The 18,687-nt window shown below is 61.8% G+C and carries 13 protein-coding genes; 8 read left to right on the top strand and 5 right to left on the bottom strand.

The annotated features are described in order from the left end of the window. The 4 genes from M5C71_RS03390 to M5C71_RS03375 all read right to left on the bottom strand — a co-directional run bounded on the left by M5C71_RS03390 (position 1) and on the right by M5C71_RS03375 (position 6,911). Complete coding sequence (locus M5C71_RS03390) at positions 1–3,060, bottom strand: efflux RND transporter permease subunit (protein ID WP_103496621.1); 3,060 nt, start codon at positions 3,058–3,060, stop codon at positions 1–3. Positions 3,061–3,072: 12 nt separating this feature from the next. Beyond that, positions 3,073–4,182 (bottom strand): efflux RND transporter periplasmic adaptor subunit, encoded by a 1,110-nt coding sequence (locus M5C71_RS03385; RefSeq protein ID WP_247263065.1) that lies wholly within the window; start codon positions 4,180–4,182, stop codon positions 3,073–3,075. A 101-nt stretch (positions 4,183–4,283) separates the two neighbouring features. Then, positions 4,284–5,810: an efflux transporter outer membrane subunit gene (locus M5C71_RS03380; RefSeq protein ID WP_248767190.1), complete on the bottom strand. Its 1,527-nt coding sequence runs from the start codon at positions 5,808–5,810 to the stop codon at positions 4,284–4,286. Between the two features lie 378 nt (positions 5,811–6,188). Next, positions 6,189–6,911 (bottom strand): pirin family protein, encoded by a 723-nt coding sequence (locus M5C71_RS03375; protein WP_103496617.1) that lies wholly within the window; start codon positions 6,909–6,911, stop codon positions 6,189–6,191. Positions 6,912–7,134: 223 nt separating this feature from the next. Here M5C71_RS03375 and M5C71_RS03370 point away from each other — a divergent pair, with 223 nt between their 5' ends. Beyond that, entirely contained in the window at positions 7,135–8,085 is a 951-nt protein-coding gene (locus M5C71_RS03370) for a GlxA family transcriptional regulator (RefSeq protein WP_248767189.1), read from the top strand. Between the two features lie 187 nt (positions 8,086–8,272). After that, positions 8,273–9,769, top strand: coding sequence for a winged helix-turn-helix domain-containing protein (locus M5C71_RS03365; protein WP_248767188.1), 1,497 nt, complete (start codon positions 8,273–8,275; stop codon positions 9,767–9,769). Here the strand turns inward: M5C71_RS03365 and M5C71_RS03360 are convergent. Next, entirely contained in the window at positions 9,716–12,517 is a 2,802-nt protein-coding gene (locus M5C71_RS03360; RefSeq protein ID WP_248767187.1) for a winged helix-turn-helix domain-containing protein, read from the bottom strand. The genes M5C71_RS03365 and M5C71_RS03360 overlap by 54 nt on opposite strands. 130 nt (positions 12,518–12,647) lie before the next feature. On the opposite strand from M5C71_RS03360, the gene M5C71_RS03355 reads away from it, so the two are divergent. The 6 genes from M5C71_RS03355 to M5C71_RS03330 all read left to right on the top strand — a co-directional run bounded on the left by M5C71_RS03355 (position 12,648) and on the right by M5C71_RS03330 (position 18,687). Next, complete coding sequence (locus tag M5C71_RS03355) at positions 12,648–13,472, top strand: alpha/beta hydrolase (RefSeq protein WP_248746017.1); 825 nt, start codon at positions 12,648–12,650, stop codon at positions 13,470–13,472. 20 nt (positions 13,473–13,492) lie between these two features. Beyond that, a complete protein-coding gene (locus M5C71_RS03350; protein ID WP_103496612.1) occupies positions 13,493–14,440 on the top strand; it encodes a LysR substrate-binding domain-containing protein in 948 nt (315 codons plus the stop codon). Continuing rightward, the gene (locus tag M5C71_RS03345; protein WP_248767186.1) at positions 14,433–15,065 is read left to right on the top strand and encodes an antibiotic biosynthesis monooxygenase; all 633 of its coding nucleotides are present in this window, start codon (positions 14,433–14,435) and stop codon (positions 15,063–15,065) included. The genes M5C71_RS03350 and M5C71_RS03345 overlap by 8 nt, the downstream gene beginning before the upstream one ends. Then, a complete protein-coding gene (locus tag M5C71_RS03340; RefSeq protein WP_103496610.1) occupies positions 15,062–16,900 on the top strand; it encodes an amidohydrolase in 1,839 nt (612 codons plus the stop codon). Before M5C71_RS03345 ends, M5C71_RS03340 begins: the two co-directional genes overlap by 4 nt. Before the next feature lie 69 nt (positions 16,901–16,969). Continuing rightward, positions 16,970–17,596 carry an isochorismate family cysteine hydrolase YcaC gene (gene ycaC, locus M5C71_RS03335; protein WP_103496609.1) on the top strand — a complete coding sequence of 209 codons (627 nt, stop codon included), beginning with the start codon at positions 16,970–16,972 and terminating at the stop codon, positions 17,594–17,596. A gap of 176 nt (positions 17,597–17,772) precedes the next feature. Next, the gene (locus M5C71_RS03330; RefSeq protein ID WP_248767185.1) at positions 17,773–18,687 is read left to right on the top strand and encodes a LysR family transcriptional regulator; all 915 of its coding nucleotides are present in this window, start codon (positions 17,773–17,775) and stop codon (positions 18,685–18,687) included.

Raw genomic sequence — 18,687 nt, 5'->3', positions numbered from 1 at the left:
CTAGGCCACCGGTGTAGACAGCGGCTGTTCGGGGGCCTCCTGATGGTGGGTGGTGCCAATGAACATGTACATGGCCGGCACCATGAACAGCGTCAGCAGGGTACCGATCGAGAGGCCGGCGAAGATCACCAGGCCCATGTCGTGGCGCCCGGCCGCACCGGCCCCGGAGGCCCAGACCAGCGGCACCACGCCCAGCACCATGGCCGCGGTGGTCATCAGGATCGGTCGCAAGCGTACCGCCGCGGCTTCTTCGATGGCCTCGCGCTTGCTGCGACCGGCGCGCTGCAGTTCGTTGGCAAACTGCACGATCAGAATCCCATGCTTGGTGATCAGCCCGAGCAGGGTCACCAGGCCCACCTGGGTGTACACGTTGATCGAGGCGAAGCCCATGGTGATAAAGGCCAGCGCGCCGAAGAGCGCCGGTGGCACCGAAAACAGGATCACCACGGGGTCGCGGTAGCTCTCGAACTGGAAGGCCAGCGCCAGGTAGACGATCAGAATGGAGAACAGCAGGAGGCCGACGAATCCGCCCGATTCCTGCATGAACTGACGCGACTCACCCGACGCATCGGAGGTGTAGCCCGATGGCGCGACGTTGTGCAGGATGCTGTCCAGTTTCGCCAGCAGTTCACCCTGGGCCACACCACTCACGCCTGAAAGGGTGGCCGAGTTGAGCTGCTGGAAGTGGTTGATGGACTCCGCTTCCGTGGTGGTCTCGATATGCGCCACCGTGCGCGCCTGGATCATGGCGCCGGAGGGCGTGCGAATGTAGTAATCGAGGATCTGATCGGGGTTGAGACGGTCGACCTGCAGGACCTGTGGAATGACTTTGTACGAGCGCCCGGCGGTGGAGAAATAGTTCACGTAATTCCCACCCAGCGCCGCCGAGAGTGCCGCGCCGACATCGGCCTGGGTCATCCCCAGGGCGGCGATCTTGTCACGGTCGACGATCAGCTTGGCTTGTGGCTTGTCGATCTTCAGGTCCAGGTCCGAGAACCAGAACAGCTGCTGCTTCTGGGCCTCTGCCATGACCGCCTGGGCGACTTCATTCAAGTTCTCGACGGACTCCGTGGTGGTGATCACAAACTGCACCGGCAAACCCTGGGCACCTGGCAACGACGGCAGCGGAAAGGCCGCCATCTTGGCGCCGGCCACCTGGTTCCACTTCTGTTGCAGGTCCAGCACCAATTCCGCTTGCGAGCGACCACGCTCTCCCCAGGGCTTGAGCAGCACGCCGCCGAGCCCCTGATTGAGCGCGGGCACCCCGGTGAGCTGGAACATCTGCGCGTACTCGGGTTCGGTTTTCGCGATCTGGAAGACCTGGTCAGCCAGCCGCTCCATCTGCTGGGGAGAGGCCGTCGGTGCCCCTTTGATCTGCATGAACACCAGCCCCTGGTCCTCGGTCGGCGACAGCTCGCTCTTGGCGGTCATGCCGCTGGCGGCCACCAGCAGGAACAGGATAAAGCCAAAGGTGACCAGCACCGGCCAGCTGTCCAGCCCGGCCGACAGGACCCGGTGATAGCGGTGGCGTAGCCGGTCGAAATAGCGATCCAGCAGGCGGGCAAAGCGACCCTCTTCCTGTCCCGGTTTGAATAACCGTGAAGTCATCATCGGCGAGAGGGTCAGCGCCACCACGGCCGACACGGTCACGGCGCCCGCCAGGGAGAAACAGAACTCCTTGAACAGCGCGCCGGTGAGCCCCGTGCGCAGCCCGATGGGGACGTACGCGGCAATCAACACCACCGTCATGGCGACAATCGGACCGCCGAGTTCCCCGGCCGCGATCATGGCCGCTTCCATTACGCCTTTGCCTTCTTCCTTGATATGCCGGTCGACGTTCTCCACCACAATGATCGCGTCATCGACCACCAGGCCGATGGCCAATACCAGGGCGAGCAGGGTCAGCAGATTGATCGAGTACCCCAGCAGGAACATGATGAAGAAGGTCCCGATCAGCGACAGCGGTATTGCCACCAGCGGAACAATCACCGCGCGAAAGGAGCCGAGGAACAGATAGATGACGATCGAGACGATGATCATCGCCTCGACGAGGGTCTTCACCACCTCGTAGATCGAGGTATTGATGAACTCGGTGGAGTCGTAGACGATCTCGCCCCGGACGCCGCTCGGCAGTTGCGATTGCAGGTCGGGGAAGGCCTTCCTGACGCTGGCGGCGACGGTCAGGATGTTGGCGTTCGGTGCCACTTTGATCCCGATGAACACCGAGCGCTTGCCGGAGAACGCGACGCTGGTGTCGTAGCTCTCCGCCCCCAGGGTCACCGTGGCCACATCTTCCAGGTGCACGAGCGCATCGCCGTTCTGCTTGATGACCAGCTGTTTGAATTCATCCACGGTGTGCAGGTCGGTGCCGGCGGTCAGGTCGACCGTGATCATCTGGCCTTTTGTCGAACCCAGGGCCGACAGGTAGTTGTTGTTGGCCAGGGCGACGGAAACGTCCTGCGCCGACACGTTGTGGGCGGCCAGCTTGCCCGGGTCGAGCCAGGCGCGCATGGCGAATTGGCGCCCGCCAAGGATCTCGGCCGTCTGCACGCCTTCGAGGGAGTCGAGCTTCGGCTTGACGACCCGCAACAGGTAGTCGGTGATGTTGTTGGTGGGCAGTACATCGCTGTAGAAACCCAGGTACATGGCGTCCGTGGTCTGTCCGACCGCCACCGTGAGCACCGGCTCCTGGGCCTGGGCCGGCAACTGGTTCTTCACCGAGTTGACCTGGGTGTTGATCTCCGTAAGTGCCTTGCTGGCCTCGTAGTTGAGCCGCAGGGTTGCGGTAATGGTCGAGATCCCGGTAATGCTCGAGGAGGCCAGGTAATCAATGCCCTGGGCCTGGGCGATGGCCGACTCAAGAGGCTGGGTGATAAAGCCGGCCACGGTGGCGGCATCCGCACCGTAGTAGCTGGTGGTGATGGTGACCACGGTGTTTTCAGTGCGTGGCCACTGGTTGACCGGCAGCCCGAAGATCGAGCGCAACCCCAGTATCAGGATGAACAGCGAGATGACAACGGCCCAGACCGGTCGCTTGATGAAGATATCGGTAAGCTTCATGGGGGTGGCGACCTATTGTTCTTGCGGCTTGGGGGCCGCGTCGTTCAAGGGCGCGCCTTGGGTATCGACCTTCACCGGTGAGCCGTTCTTGAGCTTCATCTGGCCACTGGTGATCACCTGGTCGCCTTCCTTCACGCCGGACAGAATGGCCACCTGGTCACCGCGGGTCGGCCCGGTCTGGATAAACGTCTGCTGCGCCGTGAGCACATCGTTGCCCTGGTCGTTCTTCTGCACCGCGGTGAACACCGTCGTACCGTAAGGGTTATAGGTGACGGCGGTCTGCGGCACGGTGAGGTAGCGCTGCTTCTCTCCGGACTGCACGACGGCTTGGGCAAACATGCCGGGCACCAGGCTTTGCTTCGGATTATCGACGGTGGCTTCCACGACGATATTGCGTGTGGTCGGATCGAACCTGGTGTCGATGGCCGTGATCTTGCCGGCGAAGGTCTGCTTGGGCAGTCCACCCGCCGTAACGGCGACGGACTGGCCGAGGGCAATCGCCCCCACTTGGGCTTGCGGTACGTTGAAGTCGATATAGATGGGGTTGAAGGTTTGCAGGGTGGCGATCTTGTCGCCGGGGTTGAGAAACTGACCGGGATTGACACCGGTGATCCCGATCTTGCCGGCAAAGGGCGCACGGATGGTTTTCTTCGCCACCAACGCCCGCTGCTGTTCTGCAGCCGCCATCTTGGCTTTCAAGTCAGCCTCGTCCGCCTCGACCTGCGCCTGGGACACGGCGCTCACTGCCAGTTGTGCCTTGTCGCGTTTGAGGACCGTGCCGGCTAGGCTGGCGGTGGCTTCGAGGGAGTGAAGCTGGGCGATGTCCGAATCCGCATTCAATTGGACGAGCAGGTCGCCGGCCGCCACCTGCTGTCCCGGTTTGAAGCCGAGGGTGCGCACGATACCGCCGACCTCGGTGGTGACATCGACACCCCGTACCGCCTTGATCGACCCCACGCTGGAAACGCTCGGCTGCCAATCGGCGAACTCGGCGCGCATGACCGTCACCACGGCAGGGGGCAGCGGGATCTTGGATTGGGCGATCAGCTTCGAGATCTGGGTGAATTTCACCCCGGCGATGATGGCGACAATGACCAGGACCACCGCGATCATGATGAGCATGGGCTTGAGTAGCCGGCGTTTGCGTGCACCGCCAGGTTCAGTCGGCTGGGGCGATGGAGCAGCGGCAGTGTTGGCATCAGCCATGGTTTTTTCTCGCTGTTTCAAAAACGGTCGGGGTTGCCCAGGGAGGCGGGGGCCACATCGGTTCGGTTCCACCATCCGCCGCCCAGTGCCTGGAAGAGGGCGGTAGTGTCGCTGTAGCGGGTGCTCTGCACCTTGACGCGGGTGAGTACCGCGTTCTGATAGGTCTGTTGCGCTGTCAGCAGATTCAGGTAACCCACGGCGCCAAGGCGGAACTGCGCCTGTGCCAGATCCAGGCTTTGGTGGGCAGCTTGTTCGGCTTGCACCTGCTGGTTGAGCGTATCGGCGTCCGCTTGCAGTGCCCGGAGTGCGTTGGCGACATCCTGGAAGGCGGCGATCACGGTGCTGCGATAACGTGCCGCCGATTCATCGTAGGCGGCCACAGCGGCCTGCTTGCGATGCTCCAGTGTGCCTGCGTCAAAGATCGTTTGGCTGACTGAGCCTGCGAGACTCCAGAATCCTGTGCCCGACGAAAACAGCCGGGTGCCACCCAGCGCACTGGAGCCCAGTGTTCCGCTGATGCTGAATTGCGGCAGTTGATTGGCAACGGCCACGCCGATATTGGCGCTGGCTTGGTGCAGTTGCGCTTCGGCGGAGCGCACATCGGGTCGCTGCTCGACGATGGTCGAGGGCAGGCTGAGCGGCAACTGCTCGGGCAGATGGAGGGAGGCCAGGTCGAAATTCTCCCCCTGATCCTGATTGGGAAAACGGCCGAGATAGGCCATCAACTGATTACGGGTCTGGGCGAGCTGCTTTTGCAAGGGCGGCAAGGTCGCGCGGGTTTGGGCCAGTGCCGCTTGCTGCGTGAGCACGTCGGTATTGGCGATCGCCCCCAGCCGCCGTTGCGACTGCAGGAGATCGAGCTGATCGCTCTGCAGGCGAATGATTGCCTGGGTGGCCGTCACCTGATCGCGCAGGGAAGCCAGGGTCACGGCGGTGTTGACGACATTGGAGGTCAGCGTGAGGTAAGTCGCCTCCAGTTGGTAGCGTTCATACTCGGCCTGCGCCGTGGAGGATTCTATCTGGCGCCGGCCGCCCCCGAACACGTCCGGGTCGTAAGAGACGCTCAGCGATGCTGAATTGACGGTGAGAATCCGCGCGGGCGAACCAAAGGTATTGGCGGTCGATGGCAGCTGCCGTGTCTTGGATGCACTGCCACTCAGGGAGGGAAACAGTGAAGACTGCTCGGCATAAGCCAGTTCATTGGCCTGGCGGAGGGCTGCTTGAGCGGCGGCCACGTCCGAATTGGCCTTCAGCGCCTCTTCCACCAGCGCGTTCAATGTCGGCGAGCGAAAAAGCGTCCACCATTGGCCGGGAATATCCATGCCCTCGACCAGCTTTTGCGCGGCACCTCCGTCCGCCACGTCCGCCGAGGCGGTCGTCGTCGCCAGCTTCTCCTGCGAATAACCGGCATTTTTAGCGACACCAGGCCGGGTAAAGTCCGGGCCCACGGCGCAGCCCGTGAGCAGGGCGATGCAAAGTACACCGGCAGGAGCAAGCATCTGCCAGGTGTGAGAAATCGCCTGCCGCCGGGGTTGCTCTTTCATGGGCTCTCTAGTTAATCCATTAGTTAGTTTATGAATAGATCAAGCCTGCGCCCTTTGCCTCCTTGAGCGACGATTTATGCGCAAACTGCGAGAGGAGGGTAGCGCCGGGCCCGAGACGCTACTGCCCGGCAGAAGACTAATTGCTGATTTAATGACCGTTAAGTCAAGTGAATTTTCTTGTGGGCGCGGACTCAGCGGTTGACGCGATGCTGCAAGTGCGCGGGATAACGCTCACCCATGGCTGTATTACCCGGCCAATCGACATCCGCCCATGGCGCTCAGATTGTTTGCCCAGGCCGTGAGGGAGTGGGCAAGCCAAGGATTGTGAATGATGGGCAACATGGGTGAAGCCCGGGCACAGGCCCGGGCCCACTGCACTCATGGCATTTGCGGCAGTTCTTGAGGGCGCAGGTCGAACACCAGCACTTCGGCATCCGCGCCATTGCTCAAGGTCAGCACCTGTTCATCCCGAACCCGCACGCCATCGCCCTCCTGCAGTTGCACGCCGTTGAGTTCGACATTGCCCCGGGCGACATGCACGTAGGCATAGCGATCGGCGGCCAGCTCAAGGGTGGCGCTTTCCTTGCCGTCAATCAGCGCGGCATAAACCCGCGCATCCTGACGCACGCTCAGTGAGCCGTTGGCCCCGTCAGGCGAGATGATCAGTTGCAGCCGACCGCGTTTTTTCTGAGTACTGAAGTGCTCTTGCTGATAACGCGGTTTGGCGCCGACGACGTCCGGCACTATCCAGATTTGCAGGAAGTGCACCGGCCGGTTTGCCGAGTGGTTGTACTCGCTATGGGCCACGCCACTGCCCGCGCTCATCAGTTGCACGTCGCCGGGGCGGATCACCGAACCGGTGCCCAGGGTGTCCTTGTGTTCCAGGGCGCCTTCGAGCACATAGGAGAAAATCTCCATGTCCCGGTGCGGGTGTTGACCGAAACCCTTGCCGGCGGCCACCCGGTCGTCGTTGATCACCAGCAGGTCGGAAAAACCCTGCTCCCGCGGGTTGCGGTAATTGGCGAAGGAAAAGGTATGGAACGACTTCAACCAGCCGTGATTGGCGGCGCCACGATCAGAGGCTTTGCGAAGGGTCAGCATGATGAGATCTCCCGTAGGGACGAGAATTCGTCCGAGTGAGGAGAAGGTTAATGTTTACCGCTGGGAGCAATAAGTAGATGGAAGTTGAAATACTGTCTCTTTCAGGTTGACAGTTTTGTGCGGGAAATCACGTATTCTCGGCCGCCGTTCGTGCCATATCCGGTCATACTGTCCTATGTCGGCGTGAAGCTTCTATTCTTTTTATATCAATGAGTTAAAACCCATGAAAACAGTGGCGATGGTGCTGTTCCCGGACTTTCTCCTGCTCGACATGGCCGGGCCCATGGAGGTGTTTTCCATCGCCAATCGTTATCTGGGGCCGGACGACCACTATCAGCTGTCGCTGATTGGCACTGAGCACGAGGCGGTGCGGGCCTCCAACGGTGTCCGGGTACAGGCTGACACGCACATCGATCAGGCGGATGGGGGCTATGACCTGTTGCTGGTGCCTGGCGGCCCCGGCGCCTATAACGAAAAAAATCCGTCGCTGCTCGCCTGGCTCCAGGACGCTGTCCGGCGGGTGACCTGTTATGGCTCGATCTGCACGGGTGCCTTCGTGCTGGGGCATGCCGGTTTGCTGGATGGCTATCGCGTGACGACTCATTGGCACTATACGGAACGGTTGATCAAGGCTTTCCCCAAGGCGGCGGTGGAGACCGATCAGATTTACGTCCAGGACCGCAACCTGATCACCTCTGGCGGCGTCACTGCCGGCATAGACCTGGCCTTGGCGGTGGTCTCCCGGGACCACGGCAAGAAAGTCGCCCAGGACGTGGCCAAGGTATTGCTGGTGGCGATGACGCGCCAGGGCGGACAGGCGCAGTACAGTCCGTTGATGGCGGCGGTGTCACCCCATGAAACCCCGGTCACCCGGGTTCAGCATCATGTGCTCGAACACCTCGATGAAAGCTTCAGCGTCGAACGCATGGCCGGGTTGGCGAATATGAGTGCGCGGCATTTTGCCCGGATATTTACCCGGGAAGTGAACATGACGCCGATGGCGTTTGTGCAAAATGCACGCATCGATTGCGCCAGGCGTCTGCTGGAAACCAGCGACTTGCCACTTAAGACCGTGGCCTACAAAAGCGGCTTCGGCAGCGTACGGCACATGCGCTTTCTGTTCAGTGAGAAACTCGGCCTGACCCCCAGCCAGTACCGCGAACAGTTCAGCTAGAGCGCTCTTGTCCGTCCCGCGCACTGGGATGGCCGTAGCGCTCCTCCCGTGGTGGTTGTACCGTCACCCATGCCTGCCAAGATATCCATGAATTTTTAGCCATGGAGGTGCGGGAGCCTGGGTCAACGTGCGCAACGGAGCATGCAGTACCTTTGGGCCGGACCAGGTTTTCAGCACGTGAGCGTGCATGAACGACCTCAGAGATCTAAACCGCGATGGGCCGCTGCGCTTCGGTCCCTATATGTTCCACCCCTGGCAAAGGTTGATTCTCGACGGTGACAGGCCCCTGCGCATGGGCGGGCGGGCGCTGGACATTCTACAGGTGCTGGTCGAGCGCGCCGGCAATGTGGTCGGCAAGGATGAGCTTATTGCGCGGGTCTGGCCGACCTCGGTGGTCGAGGAAATCAATCTGCGGGTGCACATCGCCGCCCTGCGTCGGGCCCTCGGTGACGGCCAGGAGGGGCAACGCTACATCGTCAACGTTCCCCAGCGTGGTTACGTCTTTATCGCCCCGGTGCAGCGGATGGCGCACGGTACGGCGGTCGCGATCGACACCTCGCCCAAGCGCCAGCACAACCTGCCTGCGCGGCTGACCCCCGTCATCGGTCGAGACGCGATGGTCGGCAGTGTGGTCCGGCAGTTGCCCGTCCACCGTTTCATGACCCTGGCCGGCCCTGCAGGCATCGGCAAGACCAGCGTGGCGTTGCGTGTGGCTGAATTGCTGCTGCAGCACTACCGCGACGGTGTCTGGATGATTGATCTTGCGGCAATCGATGATCCCGCGCGGATCATCGAGTATCTGGCGCACACCCTTGAATTGGACAGCGGTGTGGACGCCCTGAGGTCATGGCACGCCTTGCTGGTGTTCGATAATTGCGAGCATCTGCTCGAAGGCTGTCGAGCAATCGTCGAGACATTGCGGGTTTCGGCGCCACGACTGTCGATCCTGGTCACCAGCCGCGAACCGCTGCGGGCACTGGCTGAAACAGTGCTGCACGTGCCGCCCCTGGTCGTTCCGCCCACATCGGCGTTGCATAGTGTGGCCGATGTCATGGGCTATTCGGCAGTGCAGCTGTTTGTCAGTCGGGCCCGAGCCCGTCAGCCAGCCTTTTGCTTGCGCGAGCGGGACCTTCGGGCCGTGCGCGAAATCTGCCGTCGACTCGATGGCTTGCCGTTGGCCATCGAGTTGGCGGCGGCGCAGATCGATGCGCTGGCACTGGTGGGACTGCAAGCCCAATTGGGCAACTGCCTGCAACTGCTGACCCAAGGCCGGCGTACCGCCGTTCCACGGCATCAGACCCTCAAGTCCGCATTGGACTGGAGTTATCAGCGCCTCAGCCCGCTGGAGCAAACCGTGTTGCAGGGTCTGGCGGTGTTCAAAATGGCCTTTACCCTGGAGGCTGCCGTCGGCGCCATCAGCTGTACGGTACTGCGCCCCGCCAGTCTGGTGGACGTGGTGGAACGCCTGGCGCGCAAATCGCTGTTGTCGGTCGAACAGCGCAACGGCGTGACACGTTACCGGTTGCTCAACACCACCCGCGCCTTCGCTCTGGAAAAGCTTGAGCACGGTGGACTGCTGCGGGCATTTGAAATGCGCTACGCCCGCTACTTCAGCCCGGCACATTGGGCATCACGGGGCCCGGTGTCGTTGCAATTCGTCGAGCAACTGACGAGCTTTGGTTAGGTCCGGTGTGGCAAAGCCTTCGGTGAATCGGGCGTAGAGTGGGGCGAGCAGCTCATGAGCTTGCTGGAAGTGACCCTGGCGCTGCCAAAGCTGTGCCAGTGAGGTGGCGCTACGTAGCTCCCAGGCCAGTGCGCCCTGGGCTTTTGCCACGGCCAGCGCCTTGAGCAGAACCGTCTCGGCCGCGCTCGTGCAGTTGGCTGTCAGCAGCGTATTGGCCCTGGCTCGAAGGATTTCCGCCGTACTCCAGCCGGCCATGCCGGTTTCGGCGCGTTCCAGCAAGGCGTCATCGAGAAAGCCGGTGTCCAGGGTCACCATGATGTCCTTGATCAGCCCTGTGCCGGGTGGCGGCGACGAGTACTGCGCGGCGTTATCGATCACCAGGGCATAGCGCCGGGCCCAGGTGTAGAACAGCAGCACCGAGTGCTTCTGTGCCTGCTCCAGCAACTGGCGCAACAGTTCACGGGCTGTCCCGGTGTCGCCGTTGTAGTGGGCGATCAGGCAGCCGGACAGCGCCAGGGTGTAGCAGATGGAGGTGCCGTGGTTGATCTGGGTCGCGATATCCAGGGCCTGGCGAGCCGTGTGCCAGGCTTTTTCCGGATGGCCTTGCAGCCAGAGGATCCGCGCCAGGATCGTCAGGGCGGCGACGCTCTGGTCGTATTGCACGCCAAAGCCGCGGGTAAAGCGATTGAGGTGGCCGCTCTGGGCCATGCGCTGGATGACTTGCTCGGCATTCTCCCGCGCTTGTGGCTGGTCCCCGGCAAAGTGCAGGGCCAGCACCCGCAAGCGATGGGTGCTGAGGGACATCGCGGCGGTCCCGTTGCCGAGCAGACCCAATCGGTCGAACTGCCGGCTTTGCTCCAGGGCCTGTTGGTAGTTACCGCAACTGAGGTTGACCGCCATATGCCCGGATACCGCCCGGAGCTGGCCAGCCACATCGGTACAGCTTTCGGCCAGGGCGTGGGCGCTCACGAAGGCGTCGACCGTTTCGGCGGTACCGCCTTGGGCGTGGTAGCAGGAGCTGCCGAGGGCGAGCTTGAGGGTCATGGTCAAGCGAGGGCAGGGTTGCGCGGCCGCCTCCAGCCGTGCCAGAGCCTTGCGTACATACCCGCCGTGTTCCTTGAGTAGCGACAGTTCCTGCCAAAGCGGCGTCGAGGCGGCTGTCAAACGGATCGCCAACAAAGACGGACCATCGCCCTTCAAGCCCCAGTCGAGTGTCGCGCGGATGTCTTCCAGGCCTCGGGCGTAACGTTCGATCCATAGCTCGGACAGGGTCAGTTCCCAGTCCTCTTGAGCCTGGTGCATCAAGGCCAGGCAACGTTCGGCGTGACGCTCGCGGACCTCCGCCAGCTCGGCGGCCTGGTCGAGTTTTTCCAGGGCGTAGCTGCGGGTGGTGTCCAGCAGGCGATAAAACACCTCCTCGTCACCGACTTCCACGTTCAGCAGGGACTTGGCCACCAGTTGGGTGATCGAGGCAAAAACCCGGTCGGGAGCGATATGTTCGCCGACGATCACCGCTGCCGCCGATGCCAGGGTGAATCCTCCCCTGAAGATGCCCAGCCGGCGCAGACAGGCCTGCTCGCAGGCATTGAGCAGTTCGAAGCTCCAATCCAGCGTGGCACGCAAGGTCTGATGACGGCCCAGTGTCGTATGGGAGCCCTGGGTCAGCAGGCGAAAACTGCCTTGCAGTTGCGTCAGCAATCCCTCGATCCCCAGGTTGGCCACTTGCGCCGCCGCCAGCTCGATCGCCAAGGGAATACCGTCCAGGCGCCGACAGACTTCGATCGCCATCGGCAACTCGTGGTCGGCCAATTCAAAACTGTCGTGGCTGGCCATCGCCCGCTCGACGAACAATTGCAAAGCCGAAAAGCCCAAGGCCTGAGTGCGGTTGAGCGTGGCGATGGGTGGCGGGCAGTCCAGCGACTCCAGGCGTTGCACGAATTCGCCTTCGGCCCGCAGGCTCTCGCGGCTGGTGGCCAGGATATGCACCTGTGGCGCCGCGCGCAGGATGCTTTCGCAAAGCAACGCGATGGCCTCGACCAGGTGTTCGCAGTTGTCGATGACCAGCAGCATCTGCCGCTCGCGCAGGCACGTCGCCAGGCAGTTCATCGGCTCGCCGTCATGCAGCGCCAGGTCCAGCAGCGTTGCCAGATGAGCGCTGATCATCCGCGGGTCGTGGATAGGGGCCAGGTCCAACAGTCGAATGCCGTCGCGGTAGTGACCGATCAGCTGTTCGGCAACGCGCAGCGCCACGGTGGTCTTGCCGATGCCACCGGGGCCGACCAGGGTGATGAAGCGCAGGTCGGGCAGTTGTGTCACGAGGCTGTCCAGCAAGGCGTGACGCCCGATCATGCGGGTGCGACGTATCGGCAGGTTATGACCCTTCGGCTCGTCCGAGGCACTTCCGGGGCTTTGCTCGATAGTCTCGAGAGAGACGGGCGCGACAAAGCTGTAGCCACGCTGGGCGACCGTGATGATGTAGCGCTGGCCAGCCTGGCCGTCGCCGAGGGCTTTGCGCAGTGCGGCGATGTGCACGCGCAGATTGGTGTCTTCAACCACGCTTCTGGGCCAGACCCGGGCGATCAATTGCTGCTTGCTGACCACATTCCCGGCGTGCTCCAGCAGGATCAACAGAATGTCCAGGGCGAGCCGCCCCAGGCGCAGGCGCTGATCGCCCTCCATGACCAGGCGTTGTCCGGGGTAGATCCGGTAGGGGCCGAAAAGCACGGCCTGCGCGGGGGGAAGGGCCAACAGATTACTCCTCTGGAAAATTAACAACGTTTAACTCGTCCTGTGCCCGTTCTACGTTCAAAAATCCAATCCTTCAAGTTCAACGCAAAGCTCAGCCTTCTTGCAACGACAACCCCGAGGAGCAATCGCCATGAGCACATTTACCACCCGTGACGGTACCGAGATCTACTACAAGGACTGGGGTACCGGTCAGCCCATCGTCTTCAGCCACGGCTGGCCGCTGAATGCCGACAGCTGGGAGGCGCAGATGATCTTCCTGGCCTCCAGGGGGTATCGGGTTATCGCTCATGACCGTCGTGGCCATGGCCGCTCCAGCCAACCCTGGTTTGGCAATGAAATGGACACCTACGCCGACGACCTGGCCCAATTGATCGAGTTGCTGGACCTGAATAACGTGGTGCTGTTCGGTTTCTCCACCGGCGGTGGCGAAGTGGCGCGCTACATCGGTCGTCACGGTACCGGACGGGTCGCCAAAGCGGGACTGATTTCTTCGGTGCCACCGCTGATGCTCAAGACCGAAGCCAACCCGGGCGGTTTGCCGATCGAGGTGTTCGACGGCCTGCGCCAGGGCTCCCTGGCCGACCGTTCGCAGTTGTACAAGGATGTCGCCAGCGGGCCGTTCTTTGGTTTCAACAAGCCGGGTGCCCAACCTTCGCAGGGCATGATCGACTGGTTCTGGATGCAAGGGATGATGGCTGGCCACAAAAGCGCCTATGACTGCATCAAGGCGTTCTCGGAAACCGACTTCACCGAAGACCTGAAGAAGTTCGACGTGCCGACCCTGGTGGTGCATGGCGACGCTGATCAGATCGTGCCGATCGAGGCCGCCGGCATCGCCTCGGCCAAACTGATCAAAGGCTCGAAGCTGTTGGTCTATCCCGGTGCCCCCCATGGTCTGACCGACACCCACAAGGATCAACTCAACGCCGATCTGCTGGCGTTCCTCAAGGGTTGATTGCTTGTGAGCGCGTACTGATGAACCGTAACGATCTGCGTCGCGTCGACATGAACCTGTTGGTGATTTTCGAGGCCCTGATGTTCGAAAAGAACCTGACCCGAGTGGCTGAAAAACTGTTCATGGGGCAGCCGGCCGTGAGCGCCGCGCTGGGACGCCTGCGGGATCTGTTCGACGACCCGCTGCTGCTGCGCAACGGTCGTGGGATGGAGCCGACGGCGCGGGCCTTGGCGATCCTCAAAGAGCTGCAACCGGCGATGGACACCATTTCGGGGGCGGTCAGCCGGGCCAAGGCGTTTGACCCGGCAACCAGCTGCGAGGTGTTTCGCATCGGCCTTTCGGACGATGCCGAGTTCGGTTTGTTTCCGCCATTGCTCCGGCAGTTGCAGGAGGAGGCGCCGGCGGTCGTTGTGGTGGTGCGTCGGGCCAATTATCTGTTGATGCCGGCTTTGCTGGCATCCGGGGAAATCTCCGTCGGGGTCAGTTACACCACCGAGTTGCCGGCCAACGCCAAGCGCAAGAGGCTGCGTGATATCGCCTGCAAAGTGTTGCGCGGTGACAATCGCCCCGGTCAGCTGACGCTCGATGAATACTGTCAGCGACCCCACGCCATGGTGTCGTTTTCCGGCGACCTGAGCGGCAATATCGATCTCGACCTGGCCAAGGTCGGCCGTACCCGGCGTGTGGTGCTGGGGGTTCCGCAGTTCAGTGGTTTGCGGGCGATGCTCGCCGGTACCGAAATGATCGCCACGGTGCCCGACTACGCGGCTTGCGCCTTGGTTGAAGGCGGTGCCTTGAGAGCGGAAGAACCGCCGTTCCCCATCGAAGCGGCGCAACTGTCGATGGCCTGGAGTGGCGTGCACGACAACGATCCGGCGGAGCGCTGGTTACGTTCGCGGATCAGCCAGTACATGTCTGAACCGTTGAACATCCCTGATCCTCTCACCGGAGCTTCGTATCATGCCTGATTCCAATCGCCTCGATCCCGTCGGTCGCCCGGTGCGGGGGGCTGATGAAGTCGTGACACTGATCGTCAAACACCGGGTCAAGGTCGGCTTTGAGGCCCCCTATGAAGCTTGGCTACGGCGTATTGTCGGCATTGCCGGGCAGCGCGAGGGGCATTTGGGCGTGGACGTGATTCGTGGCAGAAGTGCCGGTCTCGACCTGTTCACCTGCGTGCTGCGCTTCTGCTCCACCGAGGCGATGCAGCGCTGGCTTGATTCGCCGCAGCGGCTGGAGCTGGTCAACGAAGCCGCCCCGATGCTCGCCGACGGTGATCGGACCGAGGTCCATCCAGTCAATGCGTTCTGGTTTTCACCGCCGGCGGATGCCACCTCACCACCCCCGCGTTGGAAGCAGGCGGTGCTGACATTGATGGTGATCCTGCCGCACACCCTGCTGGTGCCGCTGATCTGGGGACCGGTACTGCGGCTCGACGCGTTCCTCTCCAATTACCTGATCTCCACCTTCCTGATCACCCTGACCATCGTGCTCTCGGTGGTGTACCTGTTCATGCCCCTGGCGACCCGACTGTTTGCCCCCTGGTTGACTGCCGCCCCGTCTCATTCCACTTTGTCCGAGGAAACGCGATGAACGCCGATCTGATTTTGTTCAATGGTCAATTCCACACGGTTGACCGTGCCAAGCCCCTCGCCAGTGCGGTGGCGATCCACGATGGCCGCTTTGTGGTGGTGGGCACGGATGCCGAAGCCATGGCCTTGCGCGGTTCGAGTACCCAGGTCATCGACCTCAAGGGCCGTTGCGTCATCCCTGGCCTCAACGACTCGCACCTGCACCTGATCCGTGGTGGCTTGAACTACAACCTGGAGCTGCGCTGGGAGGGTGTGCCTTCCCTGGCCGATGCCCTGCGCATGCTCAAGGAGCAGGCCGACCGCACGCCGACGCCGCAATGGGTGAGGGTGGTGGGCGGCTGGAACGAATTCCAGTTTGCCGAAAAGCGTATGCCGACCCTGGAAGAACTCAACCAGGCCGCACCGGACACACCGGTATTCGTCTTGCACTTGTACGACCGCGCCTTGCTCAATCGCGCTGCGCTACGGGTCGCCGGCTACACCCGTGATACGCCGAACCCGCCGGGCGGCGAGATTGTCCGCGATGCCAAAGGCGACCCGACGGGCATGTTGGTGGCGCGACCCAATGCGATGATTCTTTACTCGACCCTGGCCAAGGGACCAAAGCTGCCCCTGGAGTATCAGGTCAACTCGACTCGCCAGTTCATGCGTGAACTCAACCGTCTCGGCCTGACCAGCGCTATCGATGCCGGTGGCGGTTTCCAGAATTACCCGGATGACTACGCGGTGATCGAGCAGTTGGCCAAGGACCAGCAACTGACCATTCGCATCGCCTACAACCTGTTCACCCAGAAGCCCAAGGAAGAACTGAGCGATTTCAAGAACTGGACCGGCAGCGTCACCTTGCACCAGGGCGACGACTATTTGCGGCACAACGGTGCCGGGGAGATGCTGGTGTTCTCCGCCGCCGACTTCGAAGACTTCCTCGAACCGCGCCCGGACCTGCCGCAGACCATGGAAGAAGAGCTGGAACCGGTTGTCCGCCATCTGGTGGAGCAACGTTGGCCGTTCCGTTTGCATGCGACGTACAACGAATCCATCAGCCGCATGCTCGATGTGTTCGAGAAGGTCAATCGCGACATTCCATTCAATGGCTTGCCCTGGTTCTTCGATCACGCTGAAACCATTACCCCGCAGAACATCGAGCGGGTGAGGGCGTTGGGCGGCGGTATTGCGATTCAGGACCGCATGGCGTTCCAGGGCGAATACTTCGTCGAGCGTTATGGCGCCAAGGCTGCCGAAGCCACGCCGCCGATCAAACGGATGCTGGCCGAGGGTGTCCCTGTCGGCGCGGGCACCGATGCCACGCGGGTTTCCAGCTACAACCCGTGGACCTCACTGTACTGGATGGTCAGCGGGCGTACCGTGGGCGGCATGGAATTGCACCGCGAAGGGCTTTCCCGGCAGACCGCACTGGAGCTCTTCACCCATGGCAGCGCCTGGTTCTCTTCCGAGCAGGGCAAGAAAGGCCAGATCAAGGTCGGGCAACTGGCAGACGTTGTCGCCCTGACCGCGGATTTCTTCCAGGTCGAAGAAGAGGCCATCAAGTGGATCGAGTCGCTGTTGACCGTGGTCGGCGGCAAGGTGGTGTATGCCGCCGGGGACTTCGAAAAGCTCGGGCCAGCCAGCGTGCCAGTGCTGCCGGACTGGTCGCCGGTAGCCAAGGTTCCTGGTCATTGGCGCCCGACGTCGCCGATGCAGGCTCAGGTTCACCATTGCAGCGGACCCTGTGCCGTTCACTCCCACAGCCATGAGCGGGCGCGTCTGTCGAACGCACCGGTCAGTGACTTCCAGGGGTTCTGGGGCGCGTTCGGCTGCTCGTGTTTTGCTTTCTGACGATCAAAAAAATGCCGGCCAAAGCCGTCGGCATCCCTGTGCAATATCCATCCACCAAGGAGTTTTTACATGAGCAACGTTCCGTACAAGCGTCTGAACAAAGATGATGCCGTTGTGCTGTTGGTCGATCACCAGACCGGGCTGATCTCGCTGGTGCAGGATTTCTCACCCAACGAATTCAAGAACAACGTACTGGCGCTGGCAGACCTGGCCAAGTTCTTCAAACTGCCGACCATCCTGACCACCAGCTTTGAAAACGGCCCGAACGGCCCGATGGTGCCGGAGCTCAAGGAGCTCTTCCCGGATGCGCCGTACATTCCACGCCCTGGCCAGATCAATGCCTGGGACAACGCCGACTTCGTCAAGGCGGTAAAGGCGACCGGTCGCAAGCAACTGATCATTGCCGGTGTGGTGACCGACGTGTGTGTGGCGTTCCCGACCTTGTCTGCCCTGGCGGAAGGCTTTGAAGTGTTTGTGGTCACCGACGCGTCGGGCACGTTTAACGAAACCGTGCAGCAGGCGGCATGGGCACGGATGACGGCGGCGGGTGCGCAACTGGTGAACTGGTTCTCGGTAGCCTGCGAGCTGCAAGGCGACTGGCGCAACGACATGGAAGGCCTGGCGAACCTGTTGTCGCCGCGCATTCCGAATTATCGCAACTTGATGAACAGCTATTCGGCCCTGACCTCCAGATAAGTTCTGGTGCACTGCTGGTTCGAATGAATGCCCGCCACTGTGCGGGCATTTTTTTGGATCAACGTTTCTGCAGTCACCCAGCGGGCCTTTCAATCAAGGTCTCATCACCGATTAATGGGCTGTCAAAAAAGGAAAAAGTCGCTATAACGTGTTTGGCTGTCAACCAGAGAGTGACAATGAACCCGTTCGAAGATATGCGTATTTTTTGCCAGGTCATGGACTCCGGCAGCTTCACCGCAGCGGCGGATCAGTTGGGCCTGTCCAAGCAGTTTGTCAGCCGGCGTCTGATGCAACTGGAGGAACGTCTGGGCGTGCGACTGATCAATCGCTCGACCCGGCGGCTGGACATGACGCCCCTGGGGCAGAGTTATTACGAGTCGGCTTTGCGCCTGCTCAGTGAGGTCGAGCAAGTGGAGCAGGGCATCGCCGGTCAGACGGTAGAGCCCCGTGGCACTGTTCGCCTGAGCGCTCCACTGTCGTTTGCGATGGCGCATTTGAGCGAGGTGTTGCCGGCTTTCTTGCAGCGCTATTGCGACGTCACGGTTGAAGTGGATCTCAGCGACCGACCGGTAGATTTACTCGGTGAGGGTTACGACCTGGCATTGCGTATCGGGGTGCTGGAAGACTCGACGCTGATTGCCCGGCGTATCGGGTCCATCCAGCGGGTGTATTGCGCCAGTCCCGCTTACCTGGCCGAGCGCGGCACCCCGGTCAAACCCGAGGATGTGCAGGCCCATGACTGCCTGCCTTACGGCCATGGCCGCCAGGTGCAATGGCGTTTCGAAGGGCAGGGCAAGCCATTGATCGTCAATGTCACGGGACGGATGCGGGTCAACAATGGTGAGTTGCTCAAGGACGCCGCCATCGCCGGCATGGGTATTACCTATTTGCCGACCTTCATTGTCGATTCGGCCTTGAGGGATGGGCGGCTGGTGCCGGTACTGGCTGACTTCTGTCCTGAACCGTTGGCGTTATCGGCAGTTTATCCGCAGCATCGCCAGGGCTCTCGACCGGTGCGGGCGCTGATCGAGTTCTTGCGTGAACGGCTGGATTGCGACGTTACCCTCGCTCAAAGCGCTCGGCACACATGA

This window comes from Pseudomonas sp. MWU12-2345, from assembly GCF_023242385.1.
GTDB classification, from domain to species: domain Bacteria; phylum Pseudomonadota; class Gammaproteobacteria; order Pseudomonadales; family Pseudomonadaceae; genus Aquipseudomonas; species Aquipseudomonas gingeri_D.
This window is presented reverse-complemented; position numbering and strand designations above follow the sequence as displayed.